The 19,619-nt window shown below is 75.5% G+C and carries 15 protein-coding genes; 14 read left to right on the plus strand and 1 reads right to left on the minus strand.

The window, feature by feature from the left end; all coding sequences use genetic code 11:
* Positions 1-9: 9 nt before the first annotated feature.
* Positions 10-945, minus strand: a complete 936-nt coding sequence (locus tag ACFY4B_RS22890) for an alpha/beta hydrolase (protein WP_387970394.1) — start codon at positions 943-945, stop codon at positions 10-12.
* Positions 946-1,015: 70 nt separating this feature from the next.
* On the opposite strand from ACFY4B_RS22890, the gene ACFY4B_RS22895 reads away from it, so the two are divergent.
* The 14 genes from ACFY4B_RS22895 (at position 1,016) to ACFY4B_RS22960 (ending at position 19,609) form a co-directional block, all read left to right on the plus strand.
* Entirely contained in the window at positions 1,016-1,492 is a 477-nt protein-coding gene (locus ACFY4B_RS22895; RefSeq protein WP_387970396.1) for a MarR family winged helix-turn-helix transcriptional regulator, read from the plus strand.
* A gap of 65 nt (positions 1,493-1,557) precedes the next feature.
* Entirely contained in the window at positions 1,558-2,088 is a 531-nt protein-coding gene (locus tag ACFY4B_RS22900) for a GNAT family N-acetyltransferase (RefSeq protein WP_074002706.1), read from the plus strand.
* A 44-nt stretch (positions 2,089-2,132) separates the two neighbouring features.
* Entirely contained in the window at positions 2,133-3,824 is a 1,692-nt protein-coding gene (locus ACFY4B_RS22905; protein ID WP_387970399.1) for a DUF885 domain-containing protein, read from the plus strand.
* A 184-nt stretch (positions 3,825-4,008) separates the two neighbouring features.
* Positions 4,009-7,269, plus strand: a complete 3,261-nt coding sequence (locus ACFY4B_RS22910; protein WP_387970784.1) for a hypothetical protein — start codon at positions 4,009-4,011, stop codon at positions 7,267-7,269.
* Positions 7,266-7,976, plus strand: a complete 711-nt coding sequence (locus tag ACFY4B_RS22915; protein ID WP_074002704.1) for a DUF4255 domain-containing protein — start codon at positions 7,266-7,268, stop codon at positions 7,974-7,976. The genes ACFY4B_RS22910 and ACFY4B_RS22915 overlap by 4 nt, the downstream gene beginning before the upstream one ends.
* Positions 7,973-10,087: an ATP-binding protein gene (locus ACFY4B_RS22920; RefSeq protein WP_387970402.1), complete on the plus strand. Its 2,115-nt coding sequence runs from the start codon at positions 7,973-7,975 to the stop codon at positions 10,085-10,087. Before ACFY4B_RS22915 ends, ACFY4B_RS22920 begins: the two co-directional genes overlap by 4 nt.
* Positions 10,088-10,286: 199 nt before the next feature.
* A complete protein-coding gene (locus tag ACFY4B_RS22925) occupies positions 10,287-11,819 on the plus strand; it encodes a phage tail sheath family protein (RefSeq protein WP_074002703.1) in 1,533 nt (510 codons plus the stop codon).
* An 83-nt stretch (positions 11,820-11,902) separates the two neighbouring features.
* Positions 11,903-12,343 (plus strand): phage tail protein, encoded by a 441-nt coding sequence (locus ACFY4B_RS22930; protein ID WP_049660364.1) that lies wholly within the window; start codon positions 11,903-11,905, stop codon positions 12,341-12,343.
* The gene (locus ACFY4B_RS22935) at positions 12,340-12,825 is read left to right on the plus strand and encodes a hypothetical protein (protein WP_074002702.1); all 486 of its coding nucleotides are present in this window, start codon (positions 12,340-12,342) and stop codon (positions 12,823-12,825) included. Before ACFY4B_RS22930 ends, ACFY4B_RS22935 begins: the two co-directional genes overlap by 4 nt.
* Positions 12,822-12,980 (plus strand): DUF6760 family protein, encoded by a 159-nt coding sequence (locus ACFY4B_RS22940; RefSeq protein WP_181970396.1) that lies wholly within the window; start codon positions 12,822-12,824, stop codon positions 12,978-12,980. The genes ACFY4B_RS22935 and ACFY4B_RS22940 overlap by 4 nt, the downstream gene beginning before the upstream one ends.
* A 2,906-nt stretch (positions 12,981-15,886) precedes the next feature.
* Complete coding sequence (locus tag ACFY4B_RS22945) at positions 15,887-16,492, plus strand: hypothetical protein (RefSeq protein ID WP_387970404.1); 606 nt, start codon at positions 15,887-15,889, stop codon at positions 16,490-16,492.
* Between the two features lie 103 nt (positions 16,493-16,595).
* Positions 16,596-17,021, plus strand: a complete 426-nt coding sequence (locus ACFY4B_RS22950; RefSeq protein WP_049657629.1) for a phage tail protein — start codon at positions 16,596-16,598, stop codon at positions 17,019-17,021.
* A gap of 60 nt (positions 17,022-17,081) precedes the next feature.
* Complete coding sequence (locus ACFY4B_RS22955) at positions 17,082-17,834, plus strand: LysM peptidoglycan-binding domain-containing protein (RefSeq protein WP_117485891.1); 753 nt, start codon at positions 17,082-17,084, stop codon at positions 17,832-17,834.
* Positions 17,831-19,609, plus strand: a complete 1,779-nt coding sequence (locus ACFY4B_RS22960) for a VgrG-related protein (RefSeq protein ID WP_375873113.1) — start codon at positions 17,831-17,833, stop codon at positions 19,607-19,609. Before ACFY4B_RS22955 ends, ACFY4B_RS22960 begins: the two co-directional genes overlap by 4 nt.
* Positions 19,610-19,619 lie beyond the last annotated feature (10 nt).

A 19,619-nucleotide genomic window follows, 5' to 3' on the forward strand; every position in this document is an offset into this window, starting at 1 on the left:
CTCCGAGCTCTACCGGGCCGACTCGGCCGCAGCGTCGGGGCCGTGGACGTGCTGCGCGAGGAAGAGGGCCGCGCGGTCCAGCGCCTGGTCGGCCTCGTCGAGCACGCCGGCGAAGGACTGGAACACGTGGGGTACGTCGGCGGTGATGTCGAGGACCACGTCCACTCCGGCCGCGCGGGCGCGGGCGGCCATGCGGGTGGAGTCGTCCAGGAGCAGTTCGTTGGTGCCCGCCTGGAGGAGCATCGGCGGGAAGCCCGTCAGGTCGGCGAGGACGGCGGGGCTGAGCAGGGGCTGGTGCGGGTCGGCCCCCGCCAGGTACATGGCCCCGGTGTGTTCCAGGTTCTCGCGGGTGAAGATCGGGTCGATGCCCGCCTTGGTGTCCATGCTCTCGCCCGTCCGGGTGGCGTCGAGGCCGGGGGAGAAGGCCACGATCGCGGCGGGCAGCGGGAGGCCGGCGTCGCGGGCGGCGAGGCAGGTGGTGACGCTGAGGCCGCCCCCGGCGGAGTCCCCGGCGAACGCGATGCCGGCAGGGTCCTGGCCGCTGTCGAGGAGGGCGCGGTAGGCGCCCAGCGCGTCCTCGATTCCGGCCGGGAACGGGTGCTCGGGGGCGAGCCGGTAGTCCAGCGAGTACGCCCTGAACCCGGTCCTGGCCACGAGGTTCCCCGTCAGCGACATCGCCGTCTCGGGGGAGCCGAACACCCAGCCGCCGCCGTGGAAGTACAGGATCGTCCCGGTGCGTGTCCCCTCGCCCAGCTCGTCGCCCGGCTCGACGTACAGCGCCGGCCGGTCGCCGAGCGTCGTCCGCGTGGTGCGAAGGCCGTCCGGGACGATCATCCGGGCCATCAGCGCTTCGAATCCGACCCGGATCTCCTCGACCGACCGGGGGCCGTCGGGCCGGGGCTGCCGCAGCATCGCGTCGACCTGTGCTCGCTGTTCCTTGCTCATGATGGCTGCTCCTGTCGCAAGTGGCTTCTTCGGCACTATATGCTGAGGCATCTAACGTAGACTATATGCCATGGCATCTAAAGTGACCGGCGAGACGGTCGACCTCCCGAGCTTCTTCGCCGACCTCGTCCGATGCGAGACGCGCCTGTACAACGCCCTCAACGACCGTCTCCGCGAGCGGCACGGGATCGTCACGTCCCAGTTCGAGTTCCTGCGCCACCTCCGCGACCACCCCCGGGCCCGGGTGGCGGACCTGGCGGCCGAGTTCGCCGTCGGCATCGGGTCCACCAGTAAGGGCGTCGACCGCCTGGAGCGGCAGGGCTGGGTCGCCCGCGTGCCGAACCCCTCGGACCGCCGGTCGTCACTGCTGGAACTGACCGACGAAGGCCGTCAGTTGGTCGACGCGGCGGAAGGGACCTTCACCGAGCGCCTGGCCGAGCTGACCGCGGACGCGCTCAAGACGTCCCCCGTGGCGGCCGCTGCACAGGCCCTCGCGGAGCTGCGTTCCGCCCTGGAGCGCGACCAGATCGGCATGCCCACGGGCTGACGCGCTCCATGGCCGGTCGGGAAAATCACTGGCCGCCGCTTGCCGACGGTGGTCATACTGCCGCGATGGATCCAGTGACGCTTGAGACCGATCGTCTGCTGCTCCGGGCCTTCACGCCCGCCGACGTGGACGCGGTGTACGAGGCCTGCCAGGACAAGGACATCCAGTTCTTCACCCCGGTGCCGGTGCCCTACCGGCGTGCGGACGCGGAGCACCTGGTCGGCGAGCGGCTGCCCGCCCAGTGGGCGGAGGACAAGGACTACACCCTCGGCGCGTTCCGCAAGGACACCGGAGCCCTGGCCGGCCTGTACGGCCTGAGCCTCAGGCGGCGCGGCGTCTGGGAGCTCGGCTACTGGGCGGTCAAGGAGCAGCGCGGGCGCGGGTACTCGGTGGAGGCCGCCCGGGCCCTGTGCGACTGGGGCTGGGCCACGATCGACGTGCACCGCATCGAGTGGTGGGCCATGGTCGGGAACACCGGCTCGCGTGCCGTCGCCGAGAAGCTCGGCTTCACCGTCGAGGGGACCCTGCGCAACCGTGACTACGCCAACGACGGCCAGCCGCACGACTGGTGGGTGGGCGGACTGCTGAGGCCCTGACACCCGGGCGGCGGTGTGTTCTGACGGTGCGCCAGGATGGCCGCATGGCAGATGAAAAGATCACCCCGCGCACCATCGCCGACCACCACCTCGACCAGGTGGCCGCACACGACCCGCTGGAGGCCGCCTGGTTGGGCCTGCACCCCGGCGACGAACGGCAGCCGGACCTCTCCCCGGAAGGGTTCGAGGCACTCGCCGACATCGCCCGGCGCACCCTCCGTACGCTCGACACCGCACCCGCCACCGAGGACCCCGCCGACCGGGCCTGCGCCCGGCTGCTGCGGGAGCGCCTCACCGCCGAACTCGCCCTGCACGACGCGGGCGAGAACTTCCGCCAGCTGCGCAACATCGGCGCGCACGTGCACCACGTGCGGGAGATCTTCACCTACATGCCGACCGTCACCGACGAGGACTGGGCGGCCGTGGCCGGGCGGCTGCGCAACGTGCCCGCCGCGCTCGACGGCTACCGGGCGACGCTCACCGAGGGGATGGCCCGGGGCCTGTTCGCCGCGCCCCGCCAGGCGGCCGTGGTGATCGACCAGCTCACCGCCTGGACCGGTGAGGCCACCGACCAGCGGGCGGGCACCGGAGCCGGGTGGTTCGCCGACTTCGTCGCCCCCGGCCCCGACCGGTTGCGCGGCGACCTGGACGCGGCCGCCGGCCAGGCCACCGCCGCCGTCGCCGGGTTCCGCAGCTGGCTGCGCGACAGCTACGCCCCCGCCACCGCCGACACCCCGGACGCCGTCGGCCGGGACCGCTACCGGCTCGCCGTGCGCCACCACACCGGCGCCGACGTCGACCTGGACGAGGCCTACGCCTGGGCCTGGAGCGAGTTCCACCGGACGGCCGCCGAGATGCGGGCCGAGGCGGGGCGCGTGCTGCCTGGGGCCGGCGCCCTCGACGCCATGGACCACCTGGAGCGGCACGGCCACCGGGTCGCGGGTGAGGAGGGGATCCGCGACTGGCTTCAGCAGATCATGGACGGGGCGATCGAGGCCCTCGACGGCACCCACTTCGACATCTCCGGACCGGTGCGGCAGGTGGAGTCCCGGATCGCCCCCGCCGGGAGCGCCGCGGCACCGTACTACTCCGGCCCCAGCCTGGACTTCAGCCGGCCCGGCCGCACCTACCTGCCCACGCTCGGCCGGGACGCGTTCCCGACCTGGCAGCTCGTCAGCATCTGGTACCACGAGGGCGTCCCCGGCCACCACCTGCAGCTCGCCCAGTGGGTCGCCGTCGCCGACCGGCTGAGCCGCTACCAGAGCACGCTGGGCATGGTCAGCGCCAACGTCGAGGGCTGGGCCCTGTACGCCGAGCGCCTCATGGACGACCTGGGCTTCCTCACCGACCCCGCCCACCGCCTCGGCTTCCTCGACGAGCAGATGCTGCGCACCATCCGGGTGATCATCGACATCGGCATGCACCTGGGCCTGCCGATCCCCGCAGACTCGGGCTTCCACCCCGGCGAGCGCTGGACCCCGGAGCTCGCCACCGAGTTCATGGCCACCTACAACGGCAGCCCCGCCGACATGCGCGGCAGCGAGATCGCCCGCTACCTCGGCTGGCCCGGGCAGGCCATCGGCTACAAGCTCGGCGAGCGCGCCTGGCTGGAGGGGCGGGAAGCCGCCCGCCGCCGGCAGGGCGCGGCCTTCGACCTCAAGGCCTGGCACATGAAGGCGCTGTCGCTGGGCTCGCTCGGCCTCGACGACCTGGTCGACCACCTCGCCGCGCTGTAGGCCGGCGGCGCAGGCCCGCACGGGAAGTCGGCCCGGCCGACTTCCCGTGCACGGCGCCGGCGGTCTGCCCTTTGGGGACAGGAGGTGCTTCCCCCGCCAAGGGTGCCCGGGCTCTGTCCCCGGGCGCCCGGGCCCGGGAGACTGCGGGGGAGACCGCCCCTGCAACCTGTGAGGTCGAGCCGTGATCGGCGCCACCGCCACTCCCCGCTCCGCCCGGCGGCCGGCCCGGGCCGCCCTCGCGGCGCTGCTCGCGCTCGCGACGGCCCTGGTGACCCTGGCCGGCGCCGCCCCCGGCGGGCAGGGCGCCGCCGCGGCCCCGGCGGCCGCGGTCGACCCGGCGGCCGGGCGGATCGTCTTCGCCGGCACCGACCACCGCGGCCTCGGCCGGGTGACCGGCATGACGGACAGCACCCCGCTGTTCGGGCCCGGCCCGATCCACTTCGACCGGGACCCGTCCGCCCGCGGCGGCGAACTCGTCTTCACCAGCCTGCGGGACGGCCCGCTTCCCCAGGTGTACCTGCGCGACGCGGCCGGCGCGGTGCACCGGCTCACCACCGGCATGGACACCGCCCACCCCGCGCTCGCCCCCGACGGCAAGGGCGTCGTCTTCGAGGCCCTGGAGCCCCGCGCCGGGGACGCCGGCCCCCGGCACGTCCTGTGGGCCGTCAACCGGGACGGCAGCGGACTGCGCCGGATCACCGAGGGCGCGGCCGACGAGACCCACCCGACGGTCTCGCCCGACGGCAAGTGGATCGCGTACTCCTGCGACGGCGAACCGTCGCACCGTCAGATCTACCTGCGGCCGTTCGAGGGCGGCGCGCCCGTCAAGGTCACCAGCGTGACCAGCGGGGACGCCGTCGACCCGGCCTGGAACCCGGTGAACGACGACGCCCACCGCAACGAGATCGTCTACACCCGGGACGAGGGCGCCCAGGGCCGCACCCTGGTCCTCACCTCGCCCACCGGCGGCGAGAAGGCCTTCTTCCCCGGCACCGGCTCCACCTGGAAGACCGGCTCGGCCGGCTGGATGGCCGACGGCAGCGGGGTGCTCTTCCTCAGCGCCGACCTGCTCGACCCCAACGACCCGACCCCGCAGCCCGACCCGTCCCGGCCGCCGGTGGTGAACCTCTACCGGGCGCTGACCTGCAACTGCGAAGCGCCGAAGGTGCTCTACCGCGCCAACCGGCTGATCGCCACGCCGACCTGGCTGGGCACCCAGAACGAGGGCGGCCCCGTCGTCGAGCAGACCAGCGCCTCCGGCGCCAACGTCGCCGACGTCGAGGACGTCCTCCCCGACGGCTCCGACCCGCGCGACCTCGGCATCAGCGTGCTCCGCGAGGACCCGGCCGCCGCCGACAACACCAGCACCGACCCGGGCGCCGATCCGCTGTTCCACCCCCGCCCCGGCTTCGACCCCTGGTACGAGCGCCAGACCTACACGCCCGACGGCCGCCGGATCGTGGTCACCCGCTACGAGGACGGCCCGGCCGGACGGATCCAGCGGATCTGGACCGCCGACGGCGACGGCGCCGACCCGCAGCCGATGAACCTCGCCGGACGCGGCCCGAACGACCGCGACACCGACCCGTCGATCTCCCCGGACGGCCGGCTGATCGTGTTCAGCCGCAGCACCCCGGCCACCGGCCAGGACCCGGCCCGGCCCGGGCGGGTGCTGGTCGCCGAGGTCGCCACCGGGAAGATCGTCGGCACCGTCCAGCCGCCGGCCGGCCAGCAGGGCGCCTCCGACGGCCAGCCGTTCTGGTCCCCCGACGGCAAGCTGATCGCCTTCTCCCGGACGGCGGTGGTCAACGGGAACGCCGGCAACCTGCACGTCTGGACCGTCACCGCCGACGACCTCACCCGGCAGACCGACCTCAGCCGGACGGCCTGCCCGGGCAGCTGCGACGTCATCGACGACAGCCCCGCCTTCGCCCCCGACGGCCGCCGCATCGCCTTCAACCGCAAGGCCGGTGACGGCGGGAACAACCAGCAGGACGGCGTCGTCGTCACCTCGCCGACCGGCGAGGACTGCACGGTGGTCGTGCCCACCGGGCTCGGCCAGGGCGCCTGCACCCGGCCGCTGCCCGACCGCCCCACCACCGGGCCCTTCCAGCCCCGCGACGTCGCCTGGACGGCGAACAGCGCGCAGCTGGTCCTGACCTCCCGCCGCGCCGCGCCGCCGAGCTCACCGGAGGGGCTCAAGGTCTACGACTTCGCCAGCGCGAAGCTCACCGAGCTCGACTGGCGGCTGCCGGGCCGCCAGAAGGAGCCGGCCGTCCAGCAGTCCGTCGACCTGGCGGTCAGCGTGCCCGAGCGGACCCCGGCCGTCCCCGTCGACGGCAGCACCGAGGTGACCGTCACCGTCACCAACAAGGGCCCCGCGCCCTCACCCGGCACCGCCCTCACCGTCTCGGTGCCGACCGGCGCCCGGCTCGACAAGCTGACCACCCCGACCGGGACGTGCGACGCGGCCGCCCTGCGCTGCGAACTCGGCACCCTGACCCCGCGCCAGGTGGTCCGGATCAAGGCCACCCTGGTCGGCACCCGGCCCGGCGTCCCGGACTTCGGCTGGACCGTCACCGGGACGGTCGTCGACCCGTACCCCGACGACGACTCCGCCCGGACCTTCCTACCGGTGCTGGAACCGTCGACCCCCTCGCCGAGCCCGAGCCCGACCCCCTCGCCGACCGCGACGCCCACCCCGACCCCGACACCCACCCCGACCACGACCCCGCCCCCGACCGTGACGCCCAGCCCCGCACCGCCGCCGCCCCCGGCCCCCGCCCCGGCACCGCCGCCGCAGGCCGGTCCGGAGATCACCGTCGGCGCCCAGCCCAACCCCGGCTACGTCGGCGGCCGCGTGACCGTCAGCTACACCGTGCGCAACACCGGCCAGGCCCGCGCCACCGGACTGCGCCTGACCCTCGGCCTGCCCGCCGGCGTGCCCACCGGGGCCCTGCCCCCCGGCTGCCGCAACGGCACCTGCACGGTGAGCGACCTGGCCCCGGGCCGCAGCGCGGTCGTCCGGGTGGTGCTCTCACCCGTAGCGGCGCTGGACACCACCATCACCGCCGAGCTCACCACCACCGGCACCGACGCCACCCCCGGACCGCACCGGGCCGGCACCCCGCTGCGCATCCTCCAGCCCCGCATCGTCGCGGTGCCGCCGATCGGCAAGCCCGGCTTCGTCACCTCGGTGCGCGGCGTGGACTTCCCGCCCGGCGCACCCGTCCGGTTCACCTGGCAGCCCGGCATCACCGCCGCGGCCGCCCCCACCCGCCCGAAGGGCGACGGCACCTTCGCCGGCCAGCTGCTCATCCTCCCCAAGGACGAGACCGGGCCGCGCACCATCACCGCCGAAGGCCCCGGATTCTCCCCGGTGACCTGCCCCTTCCTCGTCGTCGAGGGCAGCATCGGCCCGCCCGGGGAGGTGGAGCGCCGGTGATCCACGAGGTCGACGAGGCACTGCGGCAGCTGCTCGCCGAGACCGGGCTGCCCGAACGCGGCATCGAAGTCGTCTTCGACGCCCCCACCCGGGACTTCGCCGCCCGGCGCAACGCCCCCACCGTCAGCGTCTTCCTGTACGGGCTCCGCGAGGACACCGGCCGCCGACAGGCCGGCACCGTCGCGGAGCACGACGCGGACGGCCTGGTGACCGGCCACCGCCCCGCGCCCCGCTGGTTCGAGCTGGCCTACCTGGTCACCGCCTGGACCAACCGGCCGCAGGACGAACACCGGCTGCTCGCCGAGGTGCTGCAGTGCCTGACCGCCACCGACACGCTGCCCGCCCGGCTGCTCACCGGCACGCTCGCCGAACTCGGACTGACCGTCGGACTGGACATCGCGGGACGCGACACCGGCCTGCCGTCGGTGTCCGACGTCTGGTCCTCGCTCGGCGGTGAACTGCGGCCCTCCGTCGACCTCCGGGTGCTCGCCCCGCTGCCCGGCGGACGCACCCCGGCCGGACCGCCCGTCACCGAGGGGCTGGTGCTGCGCGCCGGCGACACCACCCCGGCGGGCCCGCCGCCCGCCGACGGCCCGGGCCGCCGACTGCGCTACCAGGACGCCACCGACCCCGGTCCTGACGGCTTCGCCGCGCCCCGGGACCGCGGGCTGCCGCCCGGCCGCAGGCCGAGGGGCAGGGCCCGATGAGCGTGGACCTGGACGAGGGGCAGGACGCTGTGAGTGTCGACCTGGACGAGGCGGTCGACGGTGCGCCGCCCGGCCACGACCCCCTCTGGGAGCGGCTGCACCGGGTCGAGCAGCGGGTCCGCGCCGCGGTGCGCGAACGCCGCGCCGACGACCCGGACCCGGACGACCCGTACCGCGGCCAGTACCTCGGCCCGGACGCGGTGGAGCGCATCCTGGCGGCCTCCGCCACCGTGCACCGCGCCGCCGCGGACCCCGGCGACGGGCCCGCGCCGCCGCCCGGCTCCCGGCTCGGGCGGCTCACCGCCGCCTTCGGCCTGCTCCCGGTGGACCTCGACCTGCTGCTGGTGGCGCTCGCCCCCGACCTCGACTCCCGCTTCGAACAGCTCTACGGCTACCTCAACGACGACCTGACCCGCCGCCGGGCGACCATCGGCCTGGCCCTCGACCTGTGCGGACTGCCCGGGGCCGGCGCCGGCCGCTTCCGGTTCTCCGCCCGGTCCCCGCTGGTCGCCGGCGGCCTGCTGGAGATCACCGAGCCGGACCGCCCGCTGCTCTCCCGCACCCTGCGCGTCCCGGACCGGGTGACGGCCCACCTGCTCGGCGACGACGAGCCGGACGGCGCGCTCGCCGGGCTCGCCCACCGCGCCGGTCCCGGGCCCCGCCTCCAACGGCCGGACGAGCGGCTGCGCGCGCTGGCCGCCGACGGCGGACTGGTGCACCTGCTGGACCGGGGCGGGCACGCCGGCCCGCTCGCGGTGGCCGCCCTCGCGGCCGACGGCCCGCCGCCGCTGGTGGTCGACGCCGCCGCGCTCGCCGCCCGCCGGCCGGAGGGCACCGTCCGGGTGCTCGCCCGCGAGGCGCGGCTGGGCGGGGGCGGCGTGGTGCTCGGACCGCTGGACCGGCTCGAACCCGAACGGCCCGAGCGGGCCGCGCTGTTGCGCGAGCTCTGCGCGGAACTCGACGGCGTCCCGCTGGTCGTGCACGGCCCCCAGGTCTGGGACCCGGCCTGGGCGGCGCGGAGCCCCGTGGTGGTCACCGTCCCGCCGCCGCAGGAGCACGACCGCGCCGGGCAGTGGGCCCAGGCGCTGGGCGGGCAGCCGGGCGGCGAGCTGAGCGAGGACCTGGCCGAGGCCGTCGCCGCGTACCGGCTGGACCAGGAGCAGGTGGCGCGCGCGGCCTCGGTGGCGGCCCGGACGGCGGCCGCCGAACACCGCCCGGTGCGGGCCGAGGACCTGCGGACGGCGGTGCGGGCGCAGAACGGCGCGGGCCTGGCCCGGCTCGCCCGCCGGATCGAACCCGCGGTCGGCTGGTCCGACCTGGTGCTGCCCGCCCCCACCGCGGGCCGGCTGCGCGAACTCGTGCTGCGGGCCCGGCACCGCGACCAGGTGCTCGGGAGCTGGCGGATGCGCCCGGGCGGCGGCCGGGGCAACGGGGTGGTCGCCCTGTTCGCCGGGGAGTCGGGCACCGGCAAGACGATGTCCGCCGAGGTGGTCGCCGCCGAACTCGGCATGGAGCTGTACGTGGTGGACCTCGCGACCGTGGTGGACAAGTACATCGGCGAGACCGAGAAGAACCTGGAACGCATCTTCACCGAGGCCGCCCAGGTCAACGGCGTCCTGCTGTTCGACGAGGCCGACGCGCTGTTCGGCAAGCGCTCGGAGGTCAAGGACGCCCGCGACCGCCACGCCAACGTGGAGACGGCCTACCTGCTCCAGCGGATGGAGTCCTTCGACGGGATCGCGGTGCTGACGTCCAACCTGCGGGCCAACCTCGACGAGGCGTTCACCCGCCGGCTGGACGTCATCGCGGAGTTCCCGCTCCCGGACGAGGCGCAGCGGCGCCGGCTCTGGGACCGCTGCCTGGGACCGCTGGTGCCCCGCGGCGACGACCTCGACCTGGACTACTGCGCCCGGAACTTCGAGCTCACCGGCGGCTCCATCCGGGCCTGCGCCGTCTCCGCGGCCTACCTGGCCGCCGGGACGGGCGCCCCGCTGGGCATGGCCCAGCTGGTCTCCGCGGTGGTCGGCGAGTACCGCAAGCTCGGCCGGCTGGTGCTGGCGAGCGAGTTCGGGCCGTGGCTGGGCGTCCTCGGCGACGCCGGGCACGGCTGAGCGCCTCCCGCGTGGCCAGCGGGCACGGCCGAGCACTTCCGGGGCGGCGGAGGCCGGTGGGTACGTACGGCGGTGTCCGCCGGGGGCAGCGGCATTGCCCCCGGTCCGGCACCTGGGGACATGTCCCCGGGTGCCGCCCGGGCAGCAGACTCGGGGGCGAATGACCGGCGAAAATGCAGGGCCAGCCGAAGGAGCGCGTATGCCGTCGTACCTCACCCCGGGCGTGTACGTGGAGGAGGTCCAGTCCGGTGCCCGGCCGATCGAGGGCGTCGGCACGGCCGTCGCCGCGTTCGTCGGCTTCGCCGAGACCGGCCCCTTCCACGAGCCCACACTGGTGACCAACTGGGACCAGTACGTCCAGCGGTTCGGCGGCTTCACCGAGGGCACCTACCTGGCCCACTCGGTGTACGGCTTCTTCGCCAACGGCGGCGGCTCCGCCTACGTCGTGCGGGTCGGCGACCCGGCCCGGCGGACGCCCGGCGCCGCCCCCGCCGTCACCGCGGCCCCGCCCGTCGAGATCGCCGGCTTCCTCTTCTCCGCCCTGCCCGGCGCGGGCGGCGAGGTGTCCGTCGAGGTCGTCGACGCGGAGGGCGAGAACGTCCCCGACGACCGGTTCCGGCTGCTGGTGCGCCGGGGCGCCGAGGTCGTCGAGACGTACGACGTCTCGACCCGCAAGAGCACCAAGGGCTACGTCGTCACCCAGCTGCGCGAGTCGAAGCTGGTCGCCGTCGCCGAACAGCCCGGCACCGCGCCGAGCCGCCCCGAGCGCCGCGGCCACGCCCTGGCCGCCGCGCCCGCGCCGGCCGCGGCCCCGGCCGGCCGGCTCGACCCCGCCGAGTACGTCGGCGACGCCGCCGCCCGGACCGGCTTCGGCGGCCTGGAGGCGATCGACGAGATCACCATGGTCGCGGTCCCCGACCTGATGAGCGCCTACCAGCGCGGCGACCTCGACGACGAGGGCCTGCGCACCGTCCAGCTGGCGGTGATGTCGCACTGCGAGCAGATGGGCGACCGGATCGCCGTCCTGGACCCGCCGCCCGGCCTCAACGCCCAGCGGATGCGCACCTGGCGCAACGACGAGGCGGGCTTCGACTCCCGCTACGCCGCGCTCTACTACCCGTGGATCAAGGTGTTCGACCCGGCGAGCGGCCGCAACGTGCTGGTCCCGCCGAGCGGGCACGTCGCCGGGGTGTGGGCCCGCAGCGACGCCGAGCGCGGCGTGCACAAGGCGCCCGCCAACGAGGTCATCCGCGGCGCGGTGGACCTGGAGCTGCGCCTCAGCAAGGGCGAGCAGGACCTGCTGAACCCGATCGGCGTCAACTGCGTCCGGGCGTTCCCCGGACGCGGCATCCGGATCTGGGGCGCTCGCACCCTCTCCTCCGACCCGGCGTGGCGCTACCTGAACGTCCGCCGGCTGTTCAACTACCTGGAGGAGTCCATCCTCCTGGGGACCCAGTGGGTGGTCTTCGAGCCCAACGACGACCGGCTGTGGTCCAGCATCCGCCGGAACATCACCGCGTTCCTCACCGAGGAGTGGCGGCGGGGGGCCCTGTTCGGCCAGACCGCGGCCGAGGCCTTCTACGTCAAGTGCGACCGCGACAACAACCCGCCGGAGTCCATCGACCTCGGCCAGGTGATCTGCGAGATCGGCGTCTCCCCGGTGAAGCCCGCGGAGTTCGTGGTGTTCCGGCTGTCCCAGTTCTCCGACAGCACGAGCCTCGTCAACGAATGACCGGCCGGCTCGGTCGGCACCACCCCTCCGTGCCGCTCCTCGGCACCCTCGGCACCCCTCGCATCGGAAGGTGACACAGACCCATGGCTGAAGGCGATCCGCTCTCCACACACATATTCGGCGTCCAACTCGGCGGCTACAACGTCGAGTCCGTCAAGGAGATCAGCAACCTGACGGTCGAACAGGACGTCGTCGAGTACAAGCAGGTGACCCAAGAGGGCAAACTGATCGTCCGCAAGCAGCCCGGCGCCCGGCTCCCCGGCGAGGTGACCATCACCCGCGGCCTGGACAAGAGCGGCGCGTTCACGGACTGGATCAAGGAGACCCTCAACAACGGGGCGATCAACACCGCGCGGCAGAACCTCACCATCGAGGTCAAGGACACCACCGGTGCCACCCTGCGGCGCATCCAGCTCCTCAACGCCTGGGCCAGCCGCTGGGAGGGCCCGACCCTCAGCGCCGGCGAGTCCAGCGCCGCCACCGAGACCGTGACCATCGTGTTCGAGGAGATCTCGGTCGAGTGAGGCGCAAGATCGGCCTGGAGGAGCTGCTGGAACGGGCTCCGGCCCCCCAGAACACCGCGCCGCAGCAGCAGGCCCCGGCGGCAGCGGCGGCGGCGCAGCCCCGGGGGCGGGTGCCGCACACCGAGTTCGAGTTCGAGCTGCCGATCGGGTACGTGGACGACGACGGCACCGTGCACCGGCACGGTGCCATGCGCCTGGCCACCGCCCGTGACGAGCTGATGCCGCAGATCGACCTGCGGGTCAAGGAGAACCCGGCCTACCTCAGCGTGGTGCTGCTCAGCCACGTGATCACCCGGCTCGGCGACCTCACCGACGTGCACGCCGGGATCGTCGAGCGGATGTACGCCACCGACGTGGCCTTCCTCCAGGACCTCTACCAGCGGATCAACAGCGAAGGCCACACGCGCGCCGCGGTGACCTGCCCGCACTGCGACGGCGCCTTCGAGGTCGACCTCGCCGGTGGGCGCCTGGGGGAATCGTGACGTACGCGCCTGCTCGGCTGTACGAGGAGATCGCGTACATCGCCTACCACTTCCACTGGCAGCGGGAGGACATCCTCGACCTGACCCACCGCGAACGCGGGCAGTGGGTCAGGGAGATCGCCCGGCTCAACACCCGCATCAGCGAAGGCGGGTGAGCCGGGTGGGGCTTCGGGACTGGATCGGCCGGCGTCGGGGCGGCGGCGACGCCGCTGTCGGCGACGGCGCGTCCGGCGGTGCTGAGGGTGCGCCCGGTGGTACGGGCGAGGTCGTTCAGCGGCGCCGGGCGGCCGGGGACGGGGGCTGGCGCGCGGTCGCGCCGCTGGTCCCGACCCTGGCCGGGCCGGGCCACGGCGTCAGCGACGGCCTGAGGTTCCGGTCCCGGCTCAGCGCGTGGCAGGACCCCTCGCTCTGCGGGCCGCTCGGCCACGCGGTCCTCCCGACCGCGCCGGCCGGCATCCTGCGGGCGGTGGCCGGGCCGGGCTCTCCGGCGCCCGTCCGCACGGGCGGGGACGAACTCGTCGTGCCGGTCCTCCCGAGGGAGTCCGGGGCGGAAGAGCCCGTGGAGAGCGGGGAGCCGGCGGCGGCCCGGCCGGTCCAGCGGTCCGTCCGGCTGCGGCGGCTTCCGGTGCGCTCGGGGCCGCGTCCGGCGCGTACGGTCAAGGCCGACGGCGGTGCGCCGGGGCCTGCGGCCACGGCAGCCGGGGCGGCGGAGCACGGTGAGCCGAAGTCCGCTGGGGTGCGGGGGAGTTCGCCTCGTCCCGTGGTGTCGGCGAATGACGTCGGGACGCCCGGTGGGTCGGCTCCTGCCGGGGTGACGCCCGCTGCGGGCGCCGCCTCCTCGCGTCCCTACGGGGCCGAGCGTCCGGTCCGTCCGCGTTCCGTCAGCGCACCGTTGACCGTCGCACGGCGCCCCCGGGCCCTGCCCGTGCGCCCGGTGACGGCCGTCCCGGGGGCGGTCGGCAGGCGGGATGCCGTCGCCGAGCCGTCGAGCCGGGCCACGGACGCGCCGCCGCCACTCGCGGCGGCGACGGCCGAATCCGCCGACGGCTCGCGGCCGTCCGCGAACCCCGAGGCTGTCGTACGGACGCCGCCGGGTGCGGGAGCCGCCGCTGTGCCCGAACGGGGCGCGGGGGTGGTCCAGCGCGCCGCCGTGTCGGGTGGTGGCGCGGCCGCCCGCCCGGTCCTCGGCGCACCCCTGACCGCGCTGCCCGCCAGCGCCTCGCCCCTGGCCACCGGCGGCCCCCGGGCCGTTGACGCCCCTTCGGGTGCGCCGGCCATGCCCGTTGTCTCCGCCGCCGACCCAGGGCCCACCGGCCCCGAGGCGGGCGGGACCGATGGCGCCCGGCCGTCCGGCGGCGGGGGCCGTGACGCCGCCACCACCCCTGCCCGCCGTGCCCGTACGGCCTCCGGGTCGGGGAACTCGGCACCGGTGCGGCCCGACCGTGGGTCCGCCGGGAGCGCATCCGTCCAGCGCGCGCCGTCCGGGACCGGCGCGCCCGCACCCTCGTCGTCGCCGACCCCGGGTCGTGCCGCGTCGGATCGGCCCGGTTCGGCCCCCGCCCGTAGCGGCCGGACTGTCGAGGGTGCGCCGGTCCAGCGCGCTACGTCCTCGCCGACTCCCGAACGTGCCGCGCCTGCCCAGTCCGGTTCGGCCCCCGCCCGCAGGAGCGGGACCGTCGAGGGCGCGTCCGTCCAGCGTGCGACGTCCTCGCCCGCGCCGTCAGCACCGGCTCCCGGTCGTGCCGCGTCGGCGCAGCCTGACCCGACCTCCACCCGTCGGGGCGGGACCGTCGAGGGCACCACGTCCGCGCCCGCGCCGTCAGCGCCGACCCAACCCGACCCGGCCCCCGCCCGCAGGAGCGGGACCGCCGAGGGTACGTCCGTCCAGCGTGCGACGTCCTCGCCCGCGCCGTCAGCACCGACCCAGCCCGACCCGGCCCCTGCCCGGACGCGCGGGGGCCTGGGCGCGCCGCTCGACGCGCTGCCGCCGACGGCGGCCGTGGCGGGGGGCGCCGCTCCCTTGCTCGGCGGGCGCCGACCGGTCCAGCGGATCACGCCTCCGGCGGCAGGCCAGGCCGTCCCTGCCGTCACCTCGACGGTGGCCGGTGAGGGGCTGCCCGTGCAGCGCGCCGTCGGGCAGCCCGGCGACAGCCCGGCGGAGCCCAACTCCCTGTCCCGGAGCGGTGATGGCGGACGATCGGCGGGTTCGACCAGCCCGGCTGCCGGCACCCACGGTGCGCACCCGCAGGGGGAACGCAGCCATCGCGGACCGGCCGCCGGACGCCCGGCAGCCTCCGAGGCCCCGCAGGCAACGACGGGCACCCCCGCCGCCTCGCCGTCCGGCGGCGGCCCGGAGCGGCGGCCGGGTACCTCCGCGCAGCCGATCGTCCCCGGCGCCCGGCCCCGCCCTGCGGGCGCCGCGCCCGCAGGTGGCAGCGGCCAGGTGGTTCCCGTGACGGTTCCCGCACGTCCGGCTTCCGGCGGTCTGGGCGTGCAGCGCGCCGTCCAACTCATCGGCCAGCGGCGCGGGTTGCTCGGCGATCGCCGGATGACGGTCGCCCTCGCCACTCCGCCGGCGCCGCCCGCGACCGGCACCTCCGTGCCCACCGGCGCGGGCACGGCGCCCGCCAAGCCCGTGGTCCCGGCCGTCTGGCCCAACGCGCTCGCCTCCCGTACGGACGGCGGAGCGGCGGCCGCGCCGGCCACGGGTGCTCCGCAGCACGCGCGTGCGCAGGTGCGGCGCCCGTCGGGCACCGGGGATGGCAGCGGTGCCACCGCCAGGACGTCGGCTCCGCAGGCGGGCCCGGCGAGGTTCGGCCCCCCGGCGCGGTTCAGCACCCCGGCGGCGGCCGTCTCCGATGCGGGGGCGTCGCGCGGGGTCATGGCTGCCGTGCAACGCGCGTTCTCCCGGCGGTCGTCGGACCGGGCGGCGGAGCACCCGTCAGCGCAGCCAGGCACCGGCCCGACCGCAGCCGGACCCGCGAACCCGTCGTACGCCGTGCCCGACCGACCCCGTGGGGTGGTCCCGAACCCGAGCGCCCCGGCGTTGCAGCGTTCCGCCATGCCGACGTCGGCAGGCCGCCCGAGCCCCGGCACCCCCGGTACGGCGTCCACGACGGCGGCGGCCGCCGCCCCACGCCCGCCGGTCGTCCGGCTCAGGCCCGTGACGGCCGCGCCGGTCCAGCGCCTCCCGGCGACGTCCCGGCCCCCGCAGCCGTCCCCGGCGCAGCAGCCCGCCGTCCCGGCCGCCACCGGGCCCTCCGGCGCACCCGCGCTCGTCGTGTCACGGGCCCTGCCCACCGGGCACGCCACCACCGCCACCAGGGCCGCCAACGCCGCAGTCACCGCGCCCGCCCCGCCTTCGCCCGCCACGGCGCGGCTGTTGCAGCGGGTGGCCGAGCAGAACGGCCTGACCGGGGTGCCGCTGACCGCCGTCCCGGCGCGTACGCCCACCACGGTGCAGCGCGCAGCGCCGTCCCCGGCCGCCTCGACGGCCGCGACCACCCCGGGGAACGCCCCCGGCGGACCGCCCGCCGCGTCGTCCGCCGACCCCGCCGACCTCGACGAACTGGCCCGGCGGCTGGTCGAACCGGTCGGCCGGCTGCTGCGCACCGAGTTGCGCAGGGGCCGGGAGCGCGGCGGCAAGCCGTACGACATGCGCCGCTGAGCGCGGAGCGGGAAACGCACACCAGAACGACGCACACCAGCCGGACGGCCGCCAGCGGGCCGCGGCGACGTGATCGGAAGCAAGGGAGCAGGGAGCCGAACCGATGACCGACACCATCTTCGCGACCAGTGTGTTCTTCAGCCTGACCATCGGCGGCAACGACCTGGGTGAGTTCACCACCTGCTCGGGACTCGGCGCCCAGGTCGAGATCGAGCAGTACGCGGAGGGCGGCAACAACGGCTTCGCCTGGCAGCTGCCGGGCCGCATCACCTGGACGAACATCACGCTGACCCGGGCGGTCACCGCCGATACGACGAAGATCGCCCGCTGGTTGTCCGAGATCGTCCGCAAGGTCGAGCCGAAGGACGGCGAGATCGTGGCGCTGCGGCCGGACCTGAGCCGGATCGTCGGCTGGCAGGTGCTCGGGATCGTCCCGGTGCGCTGGGAGGGCCCGTCCTTCGACCCGGCCAACTCCCAGGCCGCGATGGAGACCCTGGAGATCGCCCACGCGGGCCTGCGCCCCTTCTGACCCGACCACCCGCCTACCCGACCCCCGCCCGACGGCCCGACCCACGGAAGGAGCACCAGGATGTCCCCAGCGGTCCCCGCGAGCGTCACCCGGGCCCAACTGACCATCATGGAGCCACCGTCCACGGTCGGCGCCCAGCCCGGCGGCACGCTCGCGCAGCTCCGGCTCCAGTTCAACCCGGCGACCCTGGTGCTGCGCAAGACCACCGAGTGGCGGCGCACCCCGTCCCGCATGGCGGGCGAGTCCGCGCTGCCCGAGTTCGTCGGCAGCGGTCCGCGCTCGCTCTCCCTCGACGTGTTCCTGGACTCCACCGCGACCCACGACAACTCGGTGGAGCGGGCGGTGGAGCAGCTGATGACGGCCTGCGTGCCCACCCCGGCCAGCCTGGCGCGCAAGACCCCGGCCAGCCCGTGGATCAGGCTGGACTGGGGCACCCTGAAGACCACGTCGTTCAACGGGGTGCTGACCGGCCTCTCGGTCACCTACTCGCTCTTCGACGTCGATGGGAAGCCGCTGCGGGCGGTCTGCTCGCTCACCATCGACGAGGCCAGTGTCGACCCGGCCGGCCAGAACCCGACCTCGGGCTCGCCGGAGGCCCGCAGCACCCACCGGGTGATCGCCGGCGACAGCCTGCCGCTGCTCGCCTGGCGCGCCTACGGGGACGCCACCGCCTGGCGCACCATCGCGGAGGCCAACGACATCGACGATCCGCTGGCGTTGATCCCGGGCGCCGAGCTGATCGTGCCGGGGATCGAGGAGCTCACCCAGAGCGGACGGACCCCGAGCGGCTCCGCGCAGGGGGTACGGCCATGACCACGCCCGAGGCCCGCGGCGGCCGCTCCTTCGCCGCCGACCCCGTCGTCGAGGCGCCCGGCCCGCTGCCGCCGATCTGGGCGACCCAGCTGGTCTCCTGCGACATCGAGGAGAGCGTCGGCCTGCCCGACACCGCCGTGCTGTCCTTCCGGGACGCCGACCACACCTTCCTCTCCGCCACCGGCATCACCATCGGCACCCCGCTGAAGGTGTCCGTGGTGACCGTCCAGGGGAACACCCGGGCGCGGCTGTTCACCGGCGAGGTGACGGCGCTGGAGCTGGAGGTGGACACCACGGGCTCGTACACCGTGGTGCGGGCCTCGGCCGTCACCCACCGGCTGATGCGCGGGCGCCGGGTGAAGGCCTTCCGGAACATGACGACCGCCGACATCGTCCGCGAGGTCGCCTCCGGAGCGGGCCTGACCTGCGGGCGGGTCGACGCCTTCCCGGTCGTCCACCAGCAGCTCTCCCAGGCCAACGTCCCGGACTGGGAGTTCCTCCAGTTCCTGGCGCAGGAGAGCGGCGCCCAGGTGCGGGTGGACGACGACGGGAAGCTGGAGTTCGTCAAGCCCGACCCCGCCTCCGGCGCGCCGGCCCCCTCCACCCCCGCGCCGCAGAACCCGCTGGTGCTGGAGTACGGGCGCAACCTGCTGGAGCTGCGCGGTGTGCTGACCGGCGCCGGAGGGGCGGACACCGTCGAGGCGCGCGGCTGGAACGTCACCACCAAGAGCGCCCTGGTCGCCACCGAGCCCGCGGTGACGTCGCAGACCGTGCAGCCGGGGATGAGCCCCTCGGCGGTGACCTCCGCCTTCCCCGGCCGGGCCCGGCTGACCGTCGCCGACACCCCGTACCGCACCCAGGCGGAGACCGCCTCGGTGGCCCGGTCGCTGGCCGCCTCGGTGGCGGCCGGCTTCGGCGAGCTGGAGGTCGTCGCCGAGGGCAACCCGCGGCTGCGGGCGGGCACCGCGGTCGCCCTGGGCAACGTCGGCGCCGCCTTCTCCGGCCGCTACACCGCCACCGGGGTGCGCCACCTGCTCGAACCGTTCCGCGGCTACCGGACCACCGTGGTGGTCAGCGCGGCCCCCGACCGCTCGCTGGCCGGGCTGACCAGCGGTGGCAACGCGCCGCCGCGCGGGCCGCGGATACCCGGCCTGGCCGTCGCCGTGGTCACCGACGTCCGGGAGCCGGGCGGCGGGCAGCGCGGCTGGGTGAAGCTCAAGTTCCCCTGGCTGGACGACACCTACGTCTCCGACTGGGTGCGCACCGTGCAGTGGGGCGGCGCCGGCGGCGGCGGGGTGGTCAGCCCCGAGGTCAACGACGAGGTGCTGGTCGGCTTCGAGCAGGGCGACCTGGACAGCCCGTACGTGCTGGGCGGGCTCTACAACGGCGTGGACCGGCCCTCCCCGCACGACGTGCCGCTGGTCGACACGGGCTCCGGCAAGGTCAACCGCCGTTCCGTGGTGTCCCGTTCGGGCCACCGGATGGAGCTGCTGGACGTGCCGGGCGGCAAGTCCGGCGTCCGGCTGGCGAGCGGCGACGGCAAGCTGGAGGTCAAGCTGGACCAGCAGCGCGGCGAGATCGTGCTGACCGTCCACGGCCTCGGCGGCGCGGCCGGCAGCACCGTGCGGCTCTCCCCCTCCGGCATCACCCTGGACGCGGGCACCGGCACGGTGGACGTGCGCGGCGGATCGGTCACCGTCCGGGGCACGACGGCGGTCACCGTGGAAGGCGGCGCCGAGGCGGTGCTCAAGGGGGCCATCGTCCGGATCAACTGACGTATCGTCA

Source organism: Kitasatospora sp. NPDC001261 (assembly GCF_042896795.1).
Taxonomy (GTDB): Bacteria; Actinomycetota; Actinomycetes; order Streptomycetales; family Streptomycetaceae; genus Kitasatospora.

Bases quoted from the DNA above. Each gene is read 5' to 3' on its own strand.
- ACFY4B_RS22890 (WP_387970394.1), bottom strand. From the start codon at position 945: ATGAGCAAGGAACAGCGAGCACAGGTCGACGCGATGCTGCGGCAGCCC.
- ACFY4B_RS22895 (WP_387970396.1), top strand. From the start codon at position 1,016: ATGGCATCTAAAGTGACCGGCGAGACGGTCGACCTCCCGAGCTTCTTC.
- ACFY4B_RS22900 (WP_074002706.1), top strand. From the start codon at position 1,558: ATGGATCCAGTGACGCTTGAGACCGATCGTCTGCTGCTCCGGGCCTTC.
- ACFY4B_RS22905 (WP_387970399.1), top strand. From the start codon at position 2,133: ATGGCAGATGAAAAGATCACCCCGCGCACCATCGCCGACCACCACCTC.
- ACFY4B_RS22920 (WP_387970402.1), top strand. From the start codon at position 7,973: ATGAGCGTGGACCTGGACGAGGGGCAGGACGCTGTGAGTGTCGACCTG.
- ACFY4B_RS22925 (WP_074002703.1), top strand. From the start codon at position 10,287: ATGCCGTCGTACCTCACCCCGGGCGTGTACGTGGAGGAGGTCCAGTCC.
- ACFY4B_RS22930 (WP_049660364.1), top strand. From the start codon at position 11,903: ATGGCTGAAGGCGATCCGCTCTCCACACACATATTCGGCGTCCAACTC.
- ACFY4B_RS22945 (WP_387970404.1), top strand. From the start codon at position 15,887: ATGCCGACGTCGGCAGGCCGCCCGAGCCCCGGCACCCCCGGTACGGCG.
- ACFY4B_RS22950 (WP_049657629.1), top strand. From the start codon at position 16,596: ATGACCGACACCATCTTCGCGACCAGTGTGTTCTTCAGCCTGACCATC.
- ACFY4B_RS22955 (WP_117485891.1), top strand. From the start codon at position 17,082: ATGTCCCCAGCGGTCCCCGCGAGCGTCACCCGGGCCCAACTGACCATC.
- ACFY4B_RS22960 (WP_375873113.1), top strand. From the start codon at position 17,831: ATGACCACGCCCGAGGCCCGCGGCGGCCGCTCCTTCGCCGCCGACCCC.